Annotated in this window: 15 protein-coding genes; 3 read left to right on the top strand and 12 right to left on the bottom strand. The window is 72.7% G+C overall.

Annotation, left to right across the window (positions count from 1 at the left end):
• Positions 1 to 43: 43 nt before the first annotated feature.
• From AC1DXT_RS19415 to AC1DXT_RS19405, 3 genes are all read right to left on the bottom strand, one after another.
• The gene (locus AC1DXT_RS19415) at positions 44 to 1,102 is read right to left on the bottom strand and encodes a bifunctional riboflavin kinase/FAD synthetase (RefSeq protein WP_477062931.1); all 1,059 of its coding nucleotides are present in this window, start codon (positions 1,100 to 1,102) and stop codon (positions 44 to 46) included.
• Between the two features lie 90 nt (positions 1,103 to 1,192).
• Entirely contained in the window at positions 1,193 to 2,146 is a 954-nt protein-coding gene (gene truB, locus AC1DXT_RS19410) for a tRNA pseudouridine(55) synthase TruB (RefSeq protein WP_477062930.1), read from the bottom strand.
• The gene (locus AC1DXT_RS19405; protein ID WP_477062929.1) at positions 2,143 to 2,736 is read right to left on the bottom strand and encodes a TetR/AcrR family transcriptional regulator; all 594 of its coding nucleotides are present in this window, start codon (positions 2,734 to 2,736) and stop codon (positions 2,143 to 2,145) included. The genes truB and AC1DXT_RS19405 overlap by 4 nt, the downstream gene beginning before the upstream one ends.
• Before the next feature lie 72 nt (positions 2,737 to 2,808).
• Here AC1DXT_RS19405 and AC1DXT_RS19400 point away from each other — a divergent pair, with 72 nt between their 5' ends.
• A complete protein-coding gene (locus tag AC1DXT_RS19400; protein ID WP_477062928.1) occupies positions 2,809 to 4,245 on the top strand; it encodes an MFS transporter in 1,437 nt (478 codons plus the stop codon).
• Positions 4,246 to 4,305: 60 nt separating this feature from the next.
• On the opposite strand, the gene rbfA is transcribed toward AC1DXT_RS19400, so the two are convergent.
• The 5 genes from rbfA to AC1DXT_RS19375 all read right to left on the bottom strand — a co-directional run bounded on the left by rbfA (position 4,306) and on the right by AC1DXT_RS19375 (position 9,895).
• The gene (gene rbfA / locus AC1DXT_RS19395) at positions 4,306 to 4,743 is read right to left on the bottom strand and encodes a 30S ribosome-binding factor RbfA (RefSeq protein ID WP_477062927.1); all 438 of its coding nucleotides are present in this window, start codon (positions 4,741 to 4,743) and stop codon (positions 4,306 to 4,308) included.
• 96 nt (positions 4,744 to 4,839) lie between these two features.
• Entirely contained in the window at positions 4,840 to 7,710 is a 2,871-nt protein-coding gene (gene infB, locus AC1DXT_RS19390; RefSeq protein ID WP_477062926.1) for a translation initiation factor IF-2, read from the bottom strand.
• Between the two features lie 148 nt (positions 7,711 to 7,858).
• Positions 7,859 to 8,146: a YlxR family protein gene (locus AC1DXT_RS19385; protein WP_477062925.1), complete on the bottom strand. Its 288-nt coding sequence runs from the start codon at positions 8,144 to 8,146 to the stop codon at positions 7,859 to 7,861.
• A 116-nt stretch (positions 8,147 to 8,262) separates the two neighbouring features.
• Positions 8,263 to 9,327 carry a transcription termination factor NusA gene (nusA, locus tag AC1DXT_RS19380; protein ID WP_477062924.1) on the bottom strand — a complete coding sequence of 355 codons (1,065 nt, stop codon included), beginning with the start codon at positions 9,325 to 9,327 and terminating at the stop codon, positions 8,263 to 8,265.
• A gap of 1 nt (position 9,328) precedes the next feature.
• Positions 9,329 to 9,895 (bottom strand): ribosome maturation factor RimP, encoded by a 567-nt coding sequence (locus AC1DXT_RS19375; RefSeq protein WP_477062923.1) that lies wholly within the window; start codon positions 9,893 to 9,895, stop codon positions 9,329 to 9,331.
• Positions 9,896 to 10,024: 129 nt separating this feature from the next.
• On the opposite strand from AC1DXT_RS19375, the gene AC1DXT_RS19370 reads away from it, so the two are divergent.
• Positions 10,025 to 11,071 (top strand): DUF4439 domain-containing protein, encoded by a 1,047-nt coding sequence (locus AC1DXT_RS19370; protein ID WP_477062922.1) that lies wholly within the window; start codon positions 10,025 to 10,027, stop codon positions 11,069 to 11,071.
• A gap of 4 nt (positions 11,072 to 11,075) precedes the next feature.
• Here the strand turns inward: AC1DXT_RS19370 and AC1DXT_RS19365 are convergent, their stop codons facing one another.
• Positions 11,076 to 12,872 (bottom strand): proline--tRNA ligase, encoded by a 1,797-nt coding sequence (locus AC1DXT_RS19365; protein WP_477062921.1) that lies wholly within the window; start codon positions 12,870 to 12,872, stop codon positions 11,076 to 11,078.
• Positions 12,873 to 12,936: 64 nt separating this feature from the next.
• On the opposite strand from AC1DXT_RS19365, the gene AC1DXT_RS19360 reads away from it, so the two are divergent.
• Complete coding sequence (locus AC1DXT_RS19360) at positions 12,937 to 13,827, top strand: Fpg/Nei family DNA glycosylase (RefSeq protein ID WP_477062984.1); 891 nt, start codon at positions 12,937 to 12,939, stop codon at positions 13,825 to 13,827.
• Here AC1DXT_RS19360 and AC1DXT_RS19355 read toward each other — a convergent pair.
• The 3 genes from AC1DXT_RS19355 to AC1DXT_RS19345 all read right to left on the bottom strand — a co-directional run bounded on the left by AC1DXT_RS19355 (position 13,824) and on the right by AC1DXT_RS19345 (position 17,368).
• Positions 13,824 to 14,738 carry a GNAT family N-acetyltransferase gene (locus tag AC1DXT_RS19355; RefSeq protein WP_477062920.1) on the bottom strand — a complete coding sequence of 305 codons (915 nt, stop codon included), beginning with the start codon at positions 14,736 to 14,738 and terminating at the stop codon, positions 13,824 to 13,826. The genes AC1DXT_RS19360 and AC1DXT_RS19355 overlap by 4 nt on opposite strands.
• 77 nt (positions 14,739 to 14,815) lie before the next feature.
• A complete protein-coding gene (gene ispG / locus AC1DXT_RS19350; protein ID WP_477062919.1) occupies positions 14,816 to 15,976 on the bottom strand; it encodes a flavodoxin-dependent (E)-4-hydroxy-3-methylbut-2-enyl-diphosphate synthase in 1,161 nt (386 codons plus the stop codon).
• A gap of 81 nt (positions 15,977 to 16,057) precedes the next feature.
• Positions 16,058 to 17,368, bottom strand: coding sequence for a M50 family metallopeptidase (locus AC1DXT_RS19345; protein ID WP_477062918.1), 1,311 nt, complete (start codon positions 17,366 to 17,368; stop codon positions 16,058 to 16,060).
• Positions 17,369 to 17,375 lie beyond the last annotated feature (7 nt).

The following is a 17,375-nucleotide window of genomic DNA, read 5'->3' as shown; positions in this document are numbered from 1 at the left end:
GGCTCTCTCGTTCCGCGGCCGTTCGTACGGCGCACACAGACTATCAGGCTGCGGGCGCGCTCCCTGCATCGGGCGGCGTGACGCCGGCCCCGTCGAGGATCCGCCGCACCTGCGTGACGTCGTCCCCCATCTGCACGAGCAGCTCGTCGATCGACTCGAAGCGCAGCGTCGGCCGGAGCCGCTCGACCAGCTCGAGCACCACCACCTCGTCGTAGAGCTCGAGGTCGGTGCGGTCCAGCACGTATGCCTCGACGCGACGCTGCACGCCGTCGAACGTGGGGTTGGTGCCGATGGACACGGCCGCCGGGAGCACGCGGTCCGGGTCCGCGGCGTCCACGACGGCGCCGTCGGCGCGGAGCACGCGGCGCAGCCAGCCCGCGTAGACGCCGTCGGCGGGCACCATGCCCTCGGCGTCCTGGCTGAGGTTCGCCGTCGGGAAGCCGAGGTCGCGGCCGCGGGCGTCGCCGTGCACGACGACGCCGCGCACGCGGTGCGGCCGCCCCAGCACGCGGGCGGCCTGGACCACGTCTCCTGCGTCGAGCAGCTCGCGCACCCAGGTCGACGACCAGCGACGCCGCAGCGGGTCCGCCGCGCGGTCCTCGGCGCTCCCCGGGTCCGCCGACTGGGCGGGCGTCACGTCCTCGATCACCTCGACGTCGAACCCGTGCTGGCGCCCGAGACCGACCATCGTGGACAGGTCGCCGGAGTTGTCGCGGCCGAACCGCACGTCCCGCCCGACCACCACCGTCTGCGCGTGCAGGATGTCCACCAGATAGCGCCGCACGAACTCCTCGGGCGTCTGCCGGGCGAACTCGAGCGTGTACTCGAGCAGCAGGACGGCGTCGAGCCCGGTCTGCTCCAGCAGCTCGAGGCGGTCCGCGTCACCGGTGAGCAGCGGCGGAGCGGTATCGGGCCGGTGCACCTGCTGCGGGTGCGGGCTGAACGTCACCGCGACCGCCTGGGCGCCCGCGGCGCGCGCGTCGGCGCACATCCGGCGCAGCACGCTCACGTGCCCCCGGTGGACACCGTCGAAGTTGCCGATCGTGACCACCGACGGACCGAAGTCCGCGGGCACCTCGGACAGCTCCCTCCAGACCTGCACACCTGCTCCTCGTCGTCCGTCCCCGTCCCGAGATCGGGGCCCGACGGACAAGCCTGCCATCCCCGCCACCCCACGCCCGCCACCGGGCGGTCAGGCGGGCGCGAACACCAGCGCCGGACGCACCTTGCCGCCGCGCTCCTCGAGCAGTGCGACCAGCTCTCCGTCCGGTGCGATGCCCGCCACCGTCGCCGCGGGCTGGGGCCCGGCGACGTCGATCGACTGGCCGTACGACAGAGCCCTGGCCTCGTCGGCCGTCAGCTCGCGGACCGGGAACGTGGCCCGCGCGGAGTCCGCGAGGGACACGACGTCGATGGGTGCGTCCATCGGCAGGGCCCCGAGGTCGTCCAGCGACCGGGCGACGTCGAGGCCGTAGCCGCCGACGCGGGTCCGGCGCAGCGCCGTGAGGTGTCCCCCTACCCCGAGCGTGGTGCCGAGGTCGCGGGCGAGCGCGCGGACGTAGGTGCCGGACGACACCACCACCGTGACGTCGACGTCCAGCACCGGGGAGCCGTCGTCGGTGCGTCCCGGCCGCACCTCGTGCACGTCGAACCGGCTCACGGTCACCGGGCGCGCGGCGAGCTCGACGTCCTCGCCCGCCCGGACCCGGGCGTAGGCCCGCTGACCGTCGACCTTGATCGCGGACACCGCGCTGGGCACCTGCTGGATCGCTCCCGTCAGGCCGGCGACGGCCGCCTCGACGTCCGCCGCGGTGACGTGGGAGGCGTCGACGACCGTGAGCGTCTCCCCCTCGACGTCGTCCGTCGTGGTCGACACCCCGAGCCGGACTGTCGCCGTGTACTCCTTGTCCGCGCCCACGATGTACGTGAGCAGCCGGGTCGCGCGGCCGATGCCGATGACCAGCACCCCCGTCGCCATGGGGTCCAGGGTCCCGGCATGGCCGACCTTGCGGGTGCTCGCCAGCCGGCGCATGCGGGCGACGACGTCGTGGCTGGTCCAGTCGGCGGGCTTGTCCACGACGACGACGCCGTCCGCCGCGGTGGGCCGTCTCTCGCGTGGCTGTCGGTCGGCCGCGCCCCGCGTCACGCGGTGCGCCGGTCGGCGATGTCGTCCTGGACGCACTGCACCAGGGCGTCCAGCCCGGCGTCCTCGCCGGCGTGCGCGGGCGCGTCGACGGCGAGCAGCACGTTGATGAGCATGCCCTGCGCGACGAACAGGCGGGCAGCCTGCTCGTCCTCACCCGAGCGCTCCTGGAACAGCCGGAACGCCTCACCGAGGGTGTGCCGCGCCACGCGCCCGACCTCCTCGTCCGCACCGGCGATGAAGCCGTGCATGACCATCCGCAGCAGGTCGCGGTCCGCGAGCAGACCGATGTAGGCGTCGCCCATCCGCATGGCCGCGTCCGGCCCCGCGGGGACGGCCGTCAGGGCCTCGACGATCTGCGCGCTGGCCACCTTGTAGGCCTCGAGGAACAACTCGCGCTTGGTGCCGAACAGCCGCACGACGTAGGGCTGCGACACCCCCGCCGCGCGTGCCACCTCGTCGGTGCTCGCGGCGTAGCCGCGCTCGGCGAACACCGTGCGCGCCGCGACGAGGATCTCCTCGCGCCGCTGGGCGCCGGACATGCGCTGGGAAGGCTTCTTCGCCGCCAGCTCCGCGATCTGGTCGAGAGACATGGTTGACATGTTATCAGCCGATGCCTACGGTCGTCGTTGTTAGTAATCAATCAATGCCAACAAGGAGCTCCCGTGACCGTCACGATGCCGGCACCCGCACAGGTACCCGTCGCGCCGCCCTCTTCCGGGCGCCGCCGGGGCACCGCGATCGCCCTGATCGCGGCCTCCGTCCCGATGTTCATGGCCACGCTCGACAACCTGGTCATGACGACCGCGCTCCCTGTCCTGCGCACCGAGCTCTCGGCCTCGCTCGAGCAGCTGCAGTGGATGGTGAACGCCTACACGCTCAGCTTCGCGACCCTGATGATCGCGGCCTCCACGCTCGGCGACCGCTGGGGCCGCCGCCGGGTGTTCGTGGCCGGGATCGCCGTCTTCGCGCTCGCGTCGATCGCGTCCGCCCTGTCCACCAGCGCGGAGATGCTCATCGCCGCGCGCGCCCTGCAGGGGGCCGGCGCCGCCGCGATCATGCCGCTGTCGCTCACCCTGCTCGCCGCCGCCGTGCCCGCCTCCCGCCGCGCCATGGCGATCGGGATCTGGGGAGCCACGTCCGGCCTCGGTGTCGCGCTCGGCCCGGTGATCGGCGGCGCGGTCGTGGACGGCATCTCGTGGGAGGCGATCTTCTGGATCAACGTCCCCGTCGCGGTGGTGGCCATCCCGCTCGTGCTCTGGGCGCTGCCCGAGTCGCGCGGCCGACGCCAGCCGCTCGACCTGGCCGGCCTCGTCCTGGCCGGGTCCGGCATCCTCGCGCTGGTCTGGTCGATCGTGCGCGGCAACGACGACGGCTGGGGCTCCGCCCGGGTGGTCGGCGGCCTGGTCCTCGGCGTCCTCCTGCTCGGTGGTTTCCTTGTGCGAGAGTCGCGCACCGACCACCCGCTCGTCCCGCTGCACCTGTTCCGCGTCCGGTCCTTCGCGGTGGCCAACGGCAGTGCGCTGGCCTTCTCGTTCGGGGTGTTCGGGCTGGTCTTCCTGCTCGCGCAGTACCTGCAGATCGGGATGGGCTTCACGCCGCTGGAGGCCGGCATCCGGACCCTGCCCTGGACGGCTGCGCCCATGATCTTCGCGCCGATCGCCGGCATGCTGGCTCCCCGGATCGGAGTCCGCCCGCTGCTCACCGCGGGGCTCGCGCTCCAGGCCGCCGGACTGGCCTGGCAGGGTCTGATCGTCAGCACCGACGGGCTCGTCTACGCCGACCTGGTGCCCGGGCTCGCCCTGGCGGGGATCGGCATGGGACTCACCTTCGCCCCGAGCGCCACGGCCGTCCTCTTCGACATGGCGCCGGACGACCACGGCACCGCCAGCTCGGTGAACGCCACGATCCGGGAGATCGGCGGGGCGCTGGGCGTGGCCGCGCTGGTCGCGGTGTTCACCGCGTCGGGCGGCACCCTCTCCCCTGACGGCTACGTCGCCGGACTCCAGCCGGCCGCTCTGGTGGCGGCCGCGGTCACCGCGGCCGGCGCCCTCATGGTGCTCCTGTGGATGCCGCGGGAGACCGGACGCGAGAGCACCTGAGCACACGACGACGCCCCCGAGGAGATCTCCTCGGGGGCGTCGTCGTGCCTGCGCCGGTCGTCAGTCGTCGACTGCGTCCTCGTCGGCCTTCTTGTACGGGTCCGCGTCACCGGCGAAGCTCGCCTGCGCGGCCAGCGCGGCCACCTCGCGATCGCGTCGAGCGGCCTCGAGCAGCGCCGCGTCCAGCTGCGCGGACGTGTCCGGCAGCGCGTCGAGGTGGAAGTCCAGCGACGGGGTCAGCCGGATCCCGGTCTGCTTGCCGACCTCGGACCGGATGATCCCCTTCGCGCTCTCGAGCGCGGCGGCGGTGTCGGTGCGCGCGGCGTCGTCGCCCAGCACCGTGTAGAAGACGTCGGCGTGCTGGAGGTCACCGGTGACGCGCACGTCGGTGACGGTGACGAAGCCCAGGCGCGGGTCCTTGATCCGGGTGTCGAGCATCTGCGCGACGACCTGCTGGATGCGCTCGCTGAGCTTGCGGGCGCGGGCTGTGTCCGCCATGAGGCATTCCTTTCTCGGGAGCAGGCCATGGCCTGGGAGAACAACAGGGCGGGCGAGGAGGATTCCTCGCCCGCCCCGCGGGCGTGATCACTGGGGTCAGGCGCGAGGCTTCTCGCGCATCTCCCAGGTCTCGATGGTGTCGCCGATCTCGACGTCGTTGAACGAGCCGAGGCCGATACCGCACTCGAAGCCCTCGCGGACCTCCGTGGCGTCGTCCTTGAACCGCTTGAGCGACTCGATCGTCAGGTTGTCGCCGACGACCTTGCCGCCACGCGTGACGCGCGCCTTCGTGTTCCGTCGGATGAGGCCCGACCGGACGATCGAGCCGGCGATGTTGCCGAACTTCGACGACCGGAAGACCTCGCGCACCTCGGCGGAACCGAGCTGCACCTCCTCGTACTCCGGCTTGAGCATGCCCTTGAGGGCCGCCTCGACGTCGTCGATCGCCTGGTAGATGACCGAGTAGAAGCGCACGTCGACGCCCTCGCGGTCCGCCAGCTCCTCGACGCGCTCCGCGTACTTGACGTTGAAGCCGATGATGATCGCCGAGTCGACGGTGGCCAGGTTGACGTCGTTCTGCGTGATGGCACCCACCCCACGGTGGATGACGCGCAGCTCGACCTCCTCGCCCACGTCGATCTTGAGCAGGGCGTCCTCGAGCGCCTCGACGGCACCGGAGACATCGCCCTTGAGGACCAGGTTGAGGGTCTCGACCTTGCCCTGCTGGAGCGCCTGCGTGAAGTCCTCGAGGCTGATGCGCTTGCGACGCTTGGCCAGGAGGGCGGCACGCTCGGCCGCCTCGCGCTTCTCGCCGATCTGACGCGCGGTGCGGTCGTCCGGAGCCACGATGAACGTGTCGCCGGCGCGGGGCACCGAGGTCAGGCCGAGCACCTGGACGGGGCGCGACGGACCGGCCACGAGGACCGGCTCACCGTGCTCGTCGAACATCGCGCGGACACGGCCGTACGCCGTACCGGCGACGATCGAGTCGCCGACGTTCAGCGTGCCGGACTGCACGAGCACCGTCGCGACGGCACCGCGGCCCTTGTCGAGGTTCGCCTCGATGGCGACGCCACGAGCGTCCTTGTCGGCGTTGGCCCGCAGGTCGAGGGCCGCGTCCGCCGTGAGGAGGACCGCCTCGAGCAGCTGGTCGATGCCGACGTTCTGCTTCGCGGAGACGTCGACGAACATCGTGTCGCCGCCGTACTCCTCGGCCACCAAGTTGTACTCGGTGAGCTGCTGGCGGATCTTGTCGGGGTTGGCCCCCTCCTTGTCCACCTTGTTGACCGCGACCACGATCGGGACGCCGGCCGCCTGGGCGTGGTTGAGCGCCTCGATGGTCTGGGGCATCACGCCGTCGTCGGCCGCGACCACGAGGATCGCGATGTCGGTCACCTGCGCACCACGGGCACGCATGGCGGTGAACGCCTCGTGGCCCGGGGTGTCGATGAACGTGACGGCACGGTCGGTGCCCTCGTGCACGGTGTGCACCTGGTAGGCACCGATGTGCTGGGTGATCCCGCCGGCCTCGCCCGCGACGACGTCCGTCTGACGGATGGCGTCGAGGAGCTTGGTCTTTCCGTGGTCGACGTGACCCATGACGGTGACGACCGGCGGACGCGCCGTCAGGTCGTCGTCGCCCTCGGCCTCGAGCTCGGCGTCCAGGTCGATGTCGAAGGCCCCGAGCAGCTCGCGGTCCTCCTCCTCGGCCGACACCATCTCGATGATGTAGCCGAGCTCCTCGGCCAGCGTGCCGAACGTGTCCTCGTCCAGCGACTGCGTCGCCGTGGCCATCTCACCGAGGTGGAACAGCACGGTGACCAGCGCGGCCGGGTTGGCGTCGATCTTGTCGGCGAAGTCGTTCAGCGACGAGCCGTGGCGCAGGCGGACGACGGTCTTGCCGTTGCCGCGAGGAACCTGCACGCCACCCAGAGAGGGGGCCTGCATCTGCTCGAACTCTTGACGCTTCGCACGCTTCGACTTGCGGCCACGGACGGGACGACCGCCCGCACGACCGAAGGCACCCTGCGTGCTGCCGCGACCGGCACCGCCGGGACGACCGCCACCGCCACCGGGACGACCGGCGAAACCGCCGCCGCCACCGGGGGCGCCACCGGGCGCACCGCCACCGCCACCGGGACGACCGGCGTAGCCGCCGCGCGCACCGCCACCGGCACCGCCGGGTCCGCCGCGGCCACCGGGGCCGGCCGGACGCTCGCCGGGACGACCGACGCCGCTCGACGTGCGGCCCGGCATCATGCCGGGGTTGGGGCGCGGACCGCCCGGACGGGGACCACCGGGACGGGGACCGCCCGGACGCTCGCCGGCCGAGGCGGCCGGAGCACCCTCGGCGGCGGGACGACGGTCACGGTCGCCCGGACGCGGCATGCCCTGCGAGGGCGCGAACGGGTTGTTGCCCGGACGCGGCGGACGCGGGCCGCCACCACCGGGGCGCTCGCCCTGACGAGGCATGCCCTGGGACGGCGCGAAGGGGTTGTTGCCCGGGCGTGCGGCAGGCGGGGCCTGACGCGGTCCGGGACGCACCGCCGGGCTGGCCGGAGCCGACGCGGCGGGAGCCTGCGCGGCGGCCGGAGCCGGACGCGCGGGAGCCGGAGCAGCCGGTGCCGGGGTCGCCGGAGCCGGTGCGGGTGCCGCCGGGGCAGCGGGGGCCGCAGCCGCAGGCGCGGGGCGTGTGGCCTCGACCGGTGCGGCAGGTGCGGGTGCTGAGGGCGCAGCGGCGGCCGGAGCGGGCGCCGGGCGTGCCGGTGCCTTCGGGGCAGGCGCAGCTGCGGGGGTGGAACCTCCGCCACCGACCGGGTAGGTGTCCCGCAGCTTGCGGACGACCGGCGGTTCGATGGTCGAGGATGCCGAGCGGACGAATTCACCGAACTCGTTCAGCTTGGTCATGATGGTCTTGCTGTCGACCCCGAGCTCTTTGGCGAGCTCGTAGACGCGGACCTTGGCCACATCTCTCCTGTCTCGGTCCGCCCGGACAGGGTCGGACCGTCGTTAGTGCTGGGTACTCATCGCTGGGTACTCATCGGTGCGTGCTCATCGGGCAGCCATCGGCTTCCAACCCGCTTTCCGTATCGACGATCGGCCTCGCCGCCGGGAACTACCCGACGACGTCCTGCTCCTGCTGCTCGAGGTGGCGGTGGACCGCGCTCACGTCGGGCTGCCCTGCAACTCGCAGGGCGCGCCCGAACGCACGCCGGCGTTCGGCCTTCTCGAGACATCCAGGATCGGGGTGCAGCCATGCCCCCCTGCCCGGCATCCGGCGGTCCACGTCCACGAGAAGAACAGCGGAAACGGCCGCTGCACTCTCTTGACGAACAACCACCCTCAGCAGGGCTGACCTCGGGCCGGTGGCTCGGCACCCCACGCACGTGCGCACCGGACCCATGCCAGAGACATCTTTCGGTGTCAGTGGGGTCCGCCGGCTCGACGGGAGGAGCCGGACATCCGGCCCAGCCGCAGCAAGTCTACCGCGCCGTGGCTCCGGCGGCGTCACTCGTGAGGTCACTCACTGCCGTCCGCACCGTCATGAGCACCGTGGGCGCCCTGCGACACGCTCTCCCCCGGAACCTCCGCGTCGGACCTGATGTCGATCCGCCAGCCGGTCAGCTTCGCGGCGAGGCGGGCGTTCTGGCCCTCCTTGCCGATGGCGAGCGACAGCTGGTAGTCCGGCACGACGACGCGGGCCGCGCGGGCCACGGGGTCCACCACCGTGACGGACAGCACGCGGGCCGGCGAGAGGGCGTGGGCGATCATCTCGGCGGGGTCGTCCGCGTGGTCGACGATGTCGATCTTCTCGCCGTGCAGCTCCGCCATGACGGCACGCACGCGGCCACCCATCGGGCCGATGCACGCGCCCTTGGCGTTGACGCCCGGCACGGTCGCACGGACGGACATCTTGGTGCGGTGGCCCGCCTCGCGCGCCATGGCGGTGATCTCGACGGTGCCGTCGGCGACCTCGGGCACCTCGAGCTCGAACAGCTTGCGCACCAGGTTCGGGTGGGTGCGGGACAGGGTCACCTGGGGTCCGCGCTGGCCCCGGGCGACCTCGAGCACGTAGCCGCGGATGCGGTCCCCGTGCACGTACTCCTCACCGGGCACCTGCTCGTGCGCGGGCAGGACGGCCTCGGTGCCGCCGACGTCGATGAGCACCGTGCGGGGGTCGCGGCCCTGCTGGATGACGCCGCCGAGGACCTCGCCCTCCTTGCCGCGGAACGCCCCGAGCACCTGGTCGTCCTCGGCGTCACGCAGGCGCTGCACGATGACCTGGCGCGCCGTCGCCGTCGCGATGCGGCCGAAGCCGTCGGGGGTGTCGTCGTACTCGGGACCGTCGGGACCGGGCGGCGGCATGATGCCCTCGTCGTCGGGCTCCCCCAGAGGCGCGGCCTCGCGGGCCCAGACGGTCACGTGACCGGTCTTGCGGTCCACCTCGACCCGCGCCTTCGCCTGGGCGCCGGGCGTCCGGTGGTAGGCGGACAGCAGCGCCTGCTCGATCGCGGAGACCAGCACGTCGAGGCTGATCTCCCGTTCGCGCTCGAGCAGCCGCAACGCCTGCATGTCGATGTCCATCTCAGCTCTCCTCGCCGGCGTCGTCGCGCGCGGCCTCGTCGTCGTCCACAGGGCCCAGCCCCGACAGGTCCACCTCGACGTGCGCCTCGCGCACGTCGCTCAGCTGCACTCGGACCGGTTCGCCCACCACCGGCTTGCGGCCCTTGCGGCCGGGCGTCACGGGCACCACGACGACGGCGTCGTCGGGCTGCGACCGGTCCACCTCGGTCAGCCGGCCGGCCAGCTTGGTGCCGTCCGTCAGGGTCACCGTGAGCATGCGCCCGACGGCGCGCGTGAAGTGGCGGCGCTCGGTGAGCGGGCGGTAGACCCCGGGGCTCATCACGTCGAGCGTGTACTCGCCGACGATGACGTCTGCCGCGTCGAGGGCGTCGGAGACCGCGCGGGTCGCCTCGGCCACGCGCTCCAAGTCGAGACCACCCTCGTCGTCCTCCGTCACGTCGACGACGACCTCGACCACCGATCGCGCCCCGGACTTGCGCACCGTGACGTCCTCGAGCACGAGACCCCCGGCCACGACGGCGGGCTCCACGACGTGCCGGACCCGTTCTGCGTGTGCTGGCGCGACCATGTCAGCCTCCTGTCGGTCCAGCGGGTCGTCGGCGAGCGACGTTGCGACCCTGTGATGTTGTGGGACCACAGTAACGAGTCCGGGCGTGCCCGACGGCCGCGCCTGCGCGGCGTGGCAGGATCACCGGCGATGAGCACGGACCAGGACCTCCCGGCGCGGCACGATCGCGCGCGCCCTCTGACGCGGCTGGTCGCTGCGGCCGTGATGGTTCTCACGCTCGCTGCGTGCGGGCTGCGGGCCGAGACCCCGCCTCCGGTCGAGCCCAGCCCGGACGCGATCGAGCAGGTGCGTGCCCGGACCGTCGCCGACTCGCTCGCCCTCTCGGCCGCCGCGTCGGCGGCCGCTGCGCTCCCCGACGGCGCGGTCGATCCGGTCGCTCCTGTCCTCGCCGACGTCGCCCGGTACTCCGACCAGCACGCGGACCAGCTCGGCGGGGTGTATGTCTCCGGCCTGCCCGCCCCCACGGACTCCCCCACCACGAGCCCTCCGACCACGCAGTCCGTCGCCGAGGTGCTCGAGGAGCTGGCGGCATCGACCCGGACGGCCCTCGCCGACGCGGACGCGGTGGCCGACGGCCCCCTCGCGCGGCTGATCGCGTCGATCGCCACCTCCCGCGCCGAGCTCACCCAGCGTCTGGCCGCCGCCACCGGCGCCGAGGTGCCGTCGCTCGAGCCCGACGAGGCGCCCGCTCCGACCGACCCGTCACCGAGCCCGTCGGACACCGCGGCGACGTCGGGTGTCGACGGCCTCACCACCGGCGACGTGGCCGTGCTGGCGCTCGTGCACGACGAGGCCGGCTACGGGTTCGAGGTGATCGCCGCCAAGCTCGCGGGCGACCAGCGCTCCGCCGCTCGCGCCACCGCCGCCGCGCACCGGGCCAGGAGCGAGGACTGGGCGGCCGCGGCGGGGATCGACGGCTCCGCGCAGGACCCTCGCCGCGCGGCCTACGCGCTGCCCGCCGGGCTCGACGACCCGACGGTGTCCTCCGCGCTCGCGCGCACGCTCGAGACCGCCGTCGCCGACGCGTACGCCGACGCCGTGGCGCAGGCCGATCCCGGGAGCCGGTCGGCACTGATCGCGGGCCTGCGCCGCGCGACCGCCGACGCGGCCGCCTGGGACGCGACGCACGTCCCGTTCCCGGGCCTGCCGGAACGGGCGCAGGAGCCCACGGGCTGACCCGTCAGACGGCCAGCAGCGCGTCGACCAGGGCTTTGACGCGGTCGGCCGCCTCGGCGACCGGCACCTGCTCGGCGGTGCCGCCGACACGCGGACGCACCTCGACGACGCCCTCGGCCAGCCCGCGGCCGACGACGACCACCAGCGGGACGCCCAGGAGCTCCGCGTCGGCGAACTTCACGCCGGGCGAGACCTTGCCCGGGCGGTCGTCGTACAGCACCTCGACCCCGCGCGACGAGAGCTCGGTGGCGAGCGCGTCGGCGGCCTCGAACACCGCCGGGTCCTTGCCCGTGGCGACCACGTGCACGTGCGCGGGTGCGACGTTCGCCGGCCACGCCAGCCCGCGCTCGTCGTTGTTGGCCTCGGCGAGCGCGGCGAGCACACGGGTGACACCGACGCCGTAGGAGCCCATCGTCACCACCTGCGCCTTGCCGTTCTGGTCCAGCACGGTGAGGCCGAGCGCCTGCGCGTACTTGCGCCCGAGGGCGAAGATGTGGCCGATCTCGATGCCGCGCGCCAGCTCGAGCGGGCCGGAGCCGTCCGGTGCGGGGTCGCCGGCGCGGACCTCGGCCGCCTCGACCGTGCCGTCGGCGGTGAAGTCGCGGCCGGCCACCAGGTCGAACACGTGCTTGCCGTGCTCGTTGGCCCCGGTGATCCACCGGGTGCCCGCCACGACGCGCGGGTCGAGCAGGTACCGGACCGCGGTGCGCTCGGCGCCGTCCGCCACGGGGACGTTCGGACCCACGGCACCCGGGCCGAGGTAACCGCGGATCAGCTCCGGGTGCGCGGCGAAGTCGGCGTCGCCGGCAGCCTCGACCTCGGCTGGGGCGACTGCGGCCTCGAGGCGCTTGAGGTCGACCTCGCGGTCACCGGGCAGGCCGACGACGAGCAGCTCGCGCTCGCCGGTCGGGTGCACGAGCGCGAGGACCACGTTCTTGAGCGTGTCGGCGGCGGCCCAGGGGCGGTCGGGACGCGCGAACCGCTCGTTGGCGACCGCGACCAGCGTGTCGATGGTCGGCGTGTCCGGCGTGTCCTCGACATGCGCCGCGGGGGCGTCGTCGAACGGGATCGCGTCGGGGACGACCGTGGTGACCGCCTCGACGTTCGCCGCGTAGCCGCCCGGCGAGCGAACGAACGTGTCCTCGCCGATCGCGGTGGGCGTGAGGAACTCCTCGGAGCGCGAGCCACCCATGGCGCCCGACGTGGCGGCGACGATGACGTACTCGAGGCCGAGCCGGTCGAAGATCCGCTGGTAGGCGTCGCGCTGCGCCTGGTAGGAGGCAGCCAACCCCTCGTCGTCGACGTCGAACGAGTAGGCGTCCTTCATGATGAATTCGCGGCCGCGGATGAGCCCTGCCCGCGGACGCGCCTCGTCGCGGTACTTCGTCTGGATCTGGAAGAGCGCCAGCGGCAGGTCCTTGTACGACGAGTACAGGTCCTTGACCAGGAGCGTGAACATCTCCTCGTGCGTGGGCGCGAGCAGGTAGTCGCCGCCCTTGCGGTCCTTGAGCCGGAAGATGTTCGGGCCGTACTCCGTCCAGCGGCCGGTCGCCTCGTAGGGCTCCTTCGGCAGCAGCGCCGGGAAGTGCACCTCCTGCGCACCGGCGGCGGCCATCTCCTCGCGGACGACCTGCTCCACCTTGCCCAGCACCCGAAGGCCGAGCGGCAGCCAGGTGTAGATGCCGGGGGCGGCGCGACGGATGTAGCCCGCACGCACGAGCAGTCGGTGGCTGGCGACCTCGGCGTCGACCGGGTCCTCGCGCAGCGTGCGGAAGAAGAGCTGGGACAGGCGGATGAGCATGCAGGGAGCCTAGTTGCCCGAGATCCATGGGCCGTACGTGATTCCGTGGGGTTGGATGGTGCACGTGCCGGAGCTGCCCGAGGTCGAGGCGCTCGCGCAGTTCCTGCGCGGGCGGATGGTCGACCGCACCGTGACCGAGGTCTCGATCGGCGCCATCAGCGCGCTCAAGACGTTCCGACCGGCGCCCGACGCCCTCGTCGGCGGCACCGTGGTGGACGCACAGCGGCACGGGAAGTGGCTGGACGTCATGGTCGCCACGCCGACCGGCGAGCCGCTGCACCTCGTCTGGCACCTGTCCCGGGCCGGCTGGGTGCGGTGGTCGGAGCAGCTGTCCACGAACCCGGTCCGGCCCGGCAAGTCACCTCTCGCGCTGCGGGTGCGGCTCGACGACGGGTCCGGGTTCGACCTGACCGAGGCCGGCACGCGCAAGCGCCTCGCGGTGCACGTGGTCGAGGACCCGTCCGACGTCCCGCAGATCGCCACCCTCGGCGTCGAGCCGCTGTCCGACGAGTTCACGGAGGACCGCCTGGCGGAGCTGCTCGCGGCACGCAACCAGCAGGTCAAGGGCCTGCTGCGCGACCAGGGCACGATCGCGGGGATCGGCAACGCCTACTCCGACGAGATCCTGCTCGCGGCCCGGATGAGCCCGTTCGCGATGACGAGGTCGTTCGACGCCGACCGCACCCGCACCCTCTGGGAGGCGATCCGGGAGGTCCTCACCGGCGCCGTGGGGTCGGCCTCGGGCAAGCCTGCCGCCGAGCTCAAGGACGCCAAGCGCCGAGGCATGAAGGTGCACGGCCGCACGGGTCAGCCGTGCCCGGGCTGGAACGACGTGCCGTGCGGCGACACGGTGCACGAGGTGTCGTTCGCGGACTCGTCGCTGCAGTACTGCCCCACGTGCCAGACGGGCGGCAAGCCGCTGGCCGACCGGCGGATGTCGCGGCTGCTGCGCTAGAAGAGGACCGTCGCGTACGTGCCGACCTGCCGGAAGCCCACCGCGCGGTAGGCCGCGAGAGCCCGCTCGTTGTAGCTGTTCACGTAGAGCGACACGAGCGGCGCCACCTCGCCGCGGGCGATCTGCACCACCGCGGCCATCCCGGACTCCGACAGTCGCTCGCCGCGCCGGTCGGGGGTCACCCACACGCCCTGCACCTGCGCCACTCCCCCGGCGACGGCCCCGAGCTCGGCCTTGAACACCACGCCCCCGGAAGACCGGTGGGTCGGGCTGCCGTGGGCCGGGTCGATGCGCACGAACGACCGTCCCTGCGCGATCAGGCCGTGCACCCGCGTCTCGTACGGCCCGCCGGGACCGCTGACCGGCGAGTAGCCGACCTCCTCGGTGAACATCCGGACGCAGGCGGGGAGCACGACGTCGAACTCCTCCGGCCGTGAGCGTCGCACCCGCGGGTCGGCCGTGACCAGCGGCGCGTGCTCGATCACCATCGACGGCTGGTCGTCGCGGATCTCGCGGGCCGCCGGCCAGGAGGAGCGCAGCCGTCCCCACAGGCCGAGCACGGCGTCGGCCGGGCCGACGATCGACGAGCACCGCCTGCCCTGCCCGCGCGCGAGCCGGGCGAACGCGTCGAGCGCCCGGTTCAGCACCTGCGGGTCGTCCACCGGGACGACGGGGACCATGTTCGCGCCCGCGAAGCAGACCGCGAGGAGCTCACCGTCCTCCTCGTAGCCCCACAACGTCCCGCCGGCGGCACGCAAGGTCCGTCCGACGGCCTGCTCGAGCCGCGCTGTCGCGAGCACGGAACCGACCGCGTCCCGCGCGCACACGGTCAGCGCAGCGGCGAGGTCGACATCTCCGAGGACACGACCTCCGGCCCGACCGTCGAGCAGAGCCGCGCGGCGTTGCACCATGGGTAGATCCTGCACCACGGGCGTCCGGTTCACCCGATCTCCGACACGCCGATCGAGTGAACCGGGGTGCTGCGACCTCAGCCGACCGTGACGACCGGGGCGCCGTCCCCGGACTCGACCGGGTCCATGCTCTCGGCGAGGCGCATGGCCTCCTCGATGAGGGTCTCGACGATGAGCGCCTCGGGCACGGTCTTGATGACCTGGCCCTTGACGAAGATCTGACCCTTGCCGTTGCCGGACGCCACGCCGAGGTCTGCCTCGCGCGCCTCGCCGGGCCCGTTGACGACGCAGCCCATGACGGCGACGCGCAGCGGCACCTCCATGCCCTCGAGACCCGCGGTGACGCGCTCGGCCAACGAGTAGACGTCGACCTGCGCGCGGCCGCACGAGGGGCAGGACACGATCTCGAGCTTGCGCGGACGCAGGTTGAGCGACTGCAGGATCTGGATGCCGACCTTGACCTCCTCGACCGGCGGCGCGGACAGGGACACGCGGATGGTGTCGCCGATGCCCTTGCTCAGCAGCGCGCCGAACGCGGTGGCGGACTTGATCGTGCCCTGGAACGCCGGGCCGGCCTCGGTCACGCCGAGGTGCAGCGGCCAGTCGCCGCGCTCGGAGAGCAGCTCGTACGCCCGCACCATGACCACGGGGTCGTTGTGCTTGACGGAGATCTTGAAGTCGCGGAACCCGTGCTCCTCGAACAATGACGCCTCCCAGACGGCGGACTCGACGAGCGCCTCCGGGGTGGCCTTGCCGTACTTGGCGAGCAGCCGCGGGTCCAGCGACCCGGCGTTGACGCCGATCCGGATCGACGTGCCGGCCTCGGTCGCCGCGCGGGCGATCTCCTTGACCTGGTCGTCGAACTTGCGGATGTTGCCAGGATTCACGCGGACGGCGGCGCAGCCGGCGTCGATCGCCGCGAACACGTACTTCGGCTGGAAGTGGATGTCCGCGATCACGGGGATCTGCGACTTGTGCGCGATGGCGGGCAGCGCGTCGGCGTCGTCCTGCGTCGGCACGGCCACGCGCACGATGTCGCAGCCGGCCGCGGTCAGCTCGGCGATCTGCTGGAGCGTCGAGTTGATGTCCGTGGTCTGCGTCGTGCACATGGACTGGACGCTGACCGGGGCGTCGCCGCCGACCTCGATCTTGCCGACCTTGATCTTGCGGGTCTTGCGCCGGGGTGCCAGGACCAGGGGGGGCGCCTCCGGCATGCCGAGGCTGATCGGGATGCTCACGTGGCCATCATCGCACCCGGCGGCTGGCGCGCCCGCCCGCAGGGGCCGGTGTGCACGAGATCACTCCAGCGCGCTCACAGGTCAGATCTGCACCGGGTTGACGATGTCGGCGTAGATCAGCAGCAGGCCCACGGCACCGAGCACGATGAAGACCGAGTACGCCAGGGGCACTAGCTTGGCGGAGTCGAACGGGCCCGGCCTCGGCAGTCCGCGCACGCGCGCCACCTGCCGCCGGGCGCCCTCCCACAGGGCCGCCATGACGTGCCCGCCGTCGAGCGGCGGGAGCGGGATGAGGTTGAAGACGAACAGCGCGATGTTCAGGGCGGCGAGCATCTGGAGCAGCGAGGCCGCCTTGATCTGCCAGTCGAGGCCGTCCGTGGAGGCGATCTCCCCCGCGAACCGACCGATGCCGACCACGCCGACGATGCTGTTCACGTCGCGCGGCGTGTCGTTCACCTGAGACTGGACCAGGTCGACGACGCGGGCGGGCAGCGTGGCGACGACCGTGGCGGTCTGCCAGGTGGTGTCCGCCACCACGCCGGGAACCGAGAGCAGGGACTGCCGGACCATCTCGCGCGAGGGCGTGATGCCGAGGAACCCGACCGGCTCGGTGACCGGGTCACCGGCGGCGTCGAGGAGCAGCTCGTCGTTCGCGTCGTACACCGGCCGCTCGGCGACGATCGGGGTGATGGTCAGGTCCACCAGCTCGCCGTCGCGCTCGACGACGAGCGGGACGGCCTCCTCGCCGGTGCCGCGGATGAGACCGGAGAGCTGGTCCCAGGAGGTGATCTCGGTGCCGTCGTAGGAGACGACGGTGTCGCCCGGCTCGATGCCGGCGGCCGCTGCCGGGGCGGCGACGTCCGAGGGGAGGCAGTCGCGCGCCTGGTCGGCGTCGGCGGGGATGACGCACTGGGACACGCTGGTCAGGGTCGTCGTGGTCTGCGGCATGCCGAAACCGACCAGCACGATCGCCATGAGGAAGAACGCGATCACGAGGTTCATCACCGGGCCGCCGAGCATCACGATCAGCTTCTTGGGCGTCGACAGGTGATAGAAGGCGCGGGCGTCCTGGCCGGGCAGGATCTCCTCGGCGCTGGCCTGCCGGGCGTCGCGCGCGAGCCGGCCGAGCCAGGTGCGCGCGGGGGGGTTGCCGACCGCGGCGTCGGGCGGGTACATGCCGACCAGCCGCACGTAGCCGCCGAGCGGGATCGCCTTGAGGCCGTACTCGGTCTCGCCCTTGGTGCGGGACCAGAGCGTGGGTCCGAAGCCGACCATGTAGTGGCTCACGCGCACGCCGAAGCGCTTGGCGGGCACCATGTGCCCGACCTCGTGCAGCCCGATGGACAGCAGGAGCACCACCACCACGACCAGAACAGCGCCCAGGTACTCCATCGACCCC

This window comes from Cellulomonas sp. P1_G12_2 (assembly GCF_056405535.1).
This window is presented reverse-complemented; position numbering and strand designations above follow the sequence as displayed.

Excerpts from the sequence above, each read along its gene's own strand:
- AC1DXT_RS19405 (WP_477062929.1), bottom strand. The coding sequence starts at position 2,736 with ATGTCTCTCGACCAGATCGCGGAGCTGGCGGCGAAGAAGCCTTCCCAG.
- rbfA (WP_477062927.1), bottom strand. The coding sequence starts at position 4,743 with ATGGCGGACACAGCCCGCGCCCGCAAGCTCAGCGAGCGCATCCAGCAG.
- AC1DXT_RS19385 (WP_477062925.1), bottom strand. The coding sequence starts at position 8,146 with ATGGGTCCGGTGCGCACGTGCGTGGGGTGCCGAGCCACCGGCCCGAGG.
- nusA (WP_477062924.1), bottom strand. The coding sequence starts at position 9,327 with ATGGACATCGACATGCAGGCGTTGCGGCTGCTCGAGCGCGAACGGGAG.
- AC1DXT_RS19375 (WP_477062923.1), bottom strand. The coding sequence starts at position 9,895 with ATGGTCGCGCCAGCACACGCAGAACGGGTCCGGCACGTCGTGGAGCCC.
- AC1DXT_RS19370 (WP_477062922.1), top strand. The coding sequence starts at position 10,025 with ATGAGCACGGACCAGGACCTCCCGGCGCGGCACGATCGCGCGCGCCCT.
- AC1DXT_RS19365 (WP_477062921.1), bottom strand. The coding sequence starts at position 12,872 with ATGCTCATCCGCCTGTCCCAGCTCTTCTTCCGCACGCTGCGCGAGGAC.
- AC1DXT_RS19355 (WP_477062920.1), bottom strand. The coding sequence starts at position 14,738 with ATGGTGCAACGCCGCGCGGCTCTGCTCGACGGTCGGGCCGGAGGTCGT.
- AC1DXT_RS19345 (WP_477062918.1), bottom strand. The coding sequence starts at position 17,368 with ATGGAGTACCTGGGCGCTGTTCTGGTCGTGGTGGTGGTGCTCCTGCTG.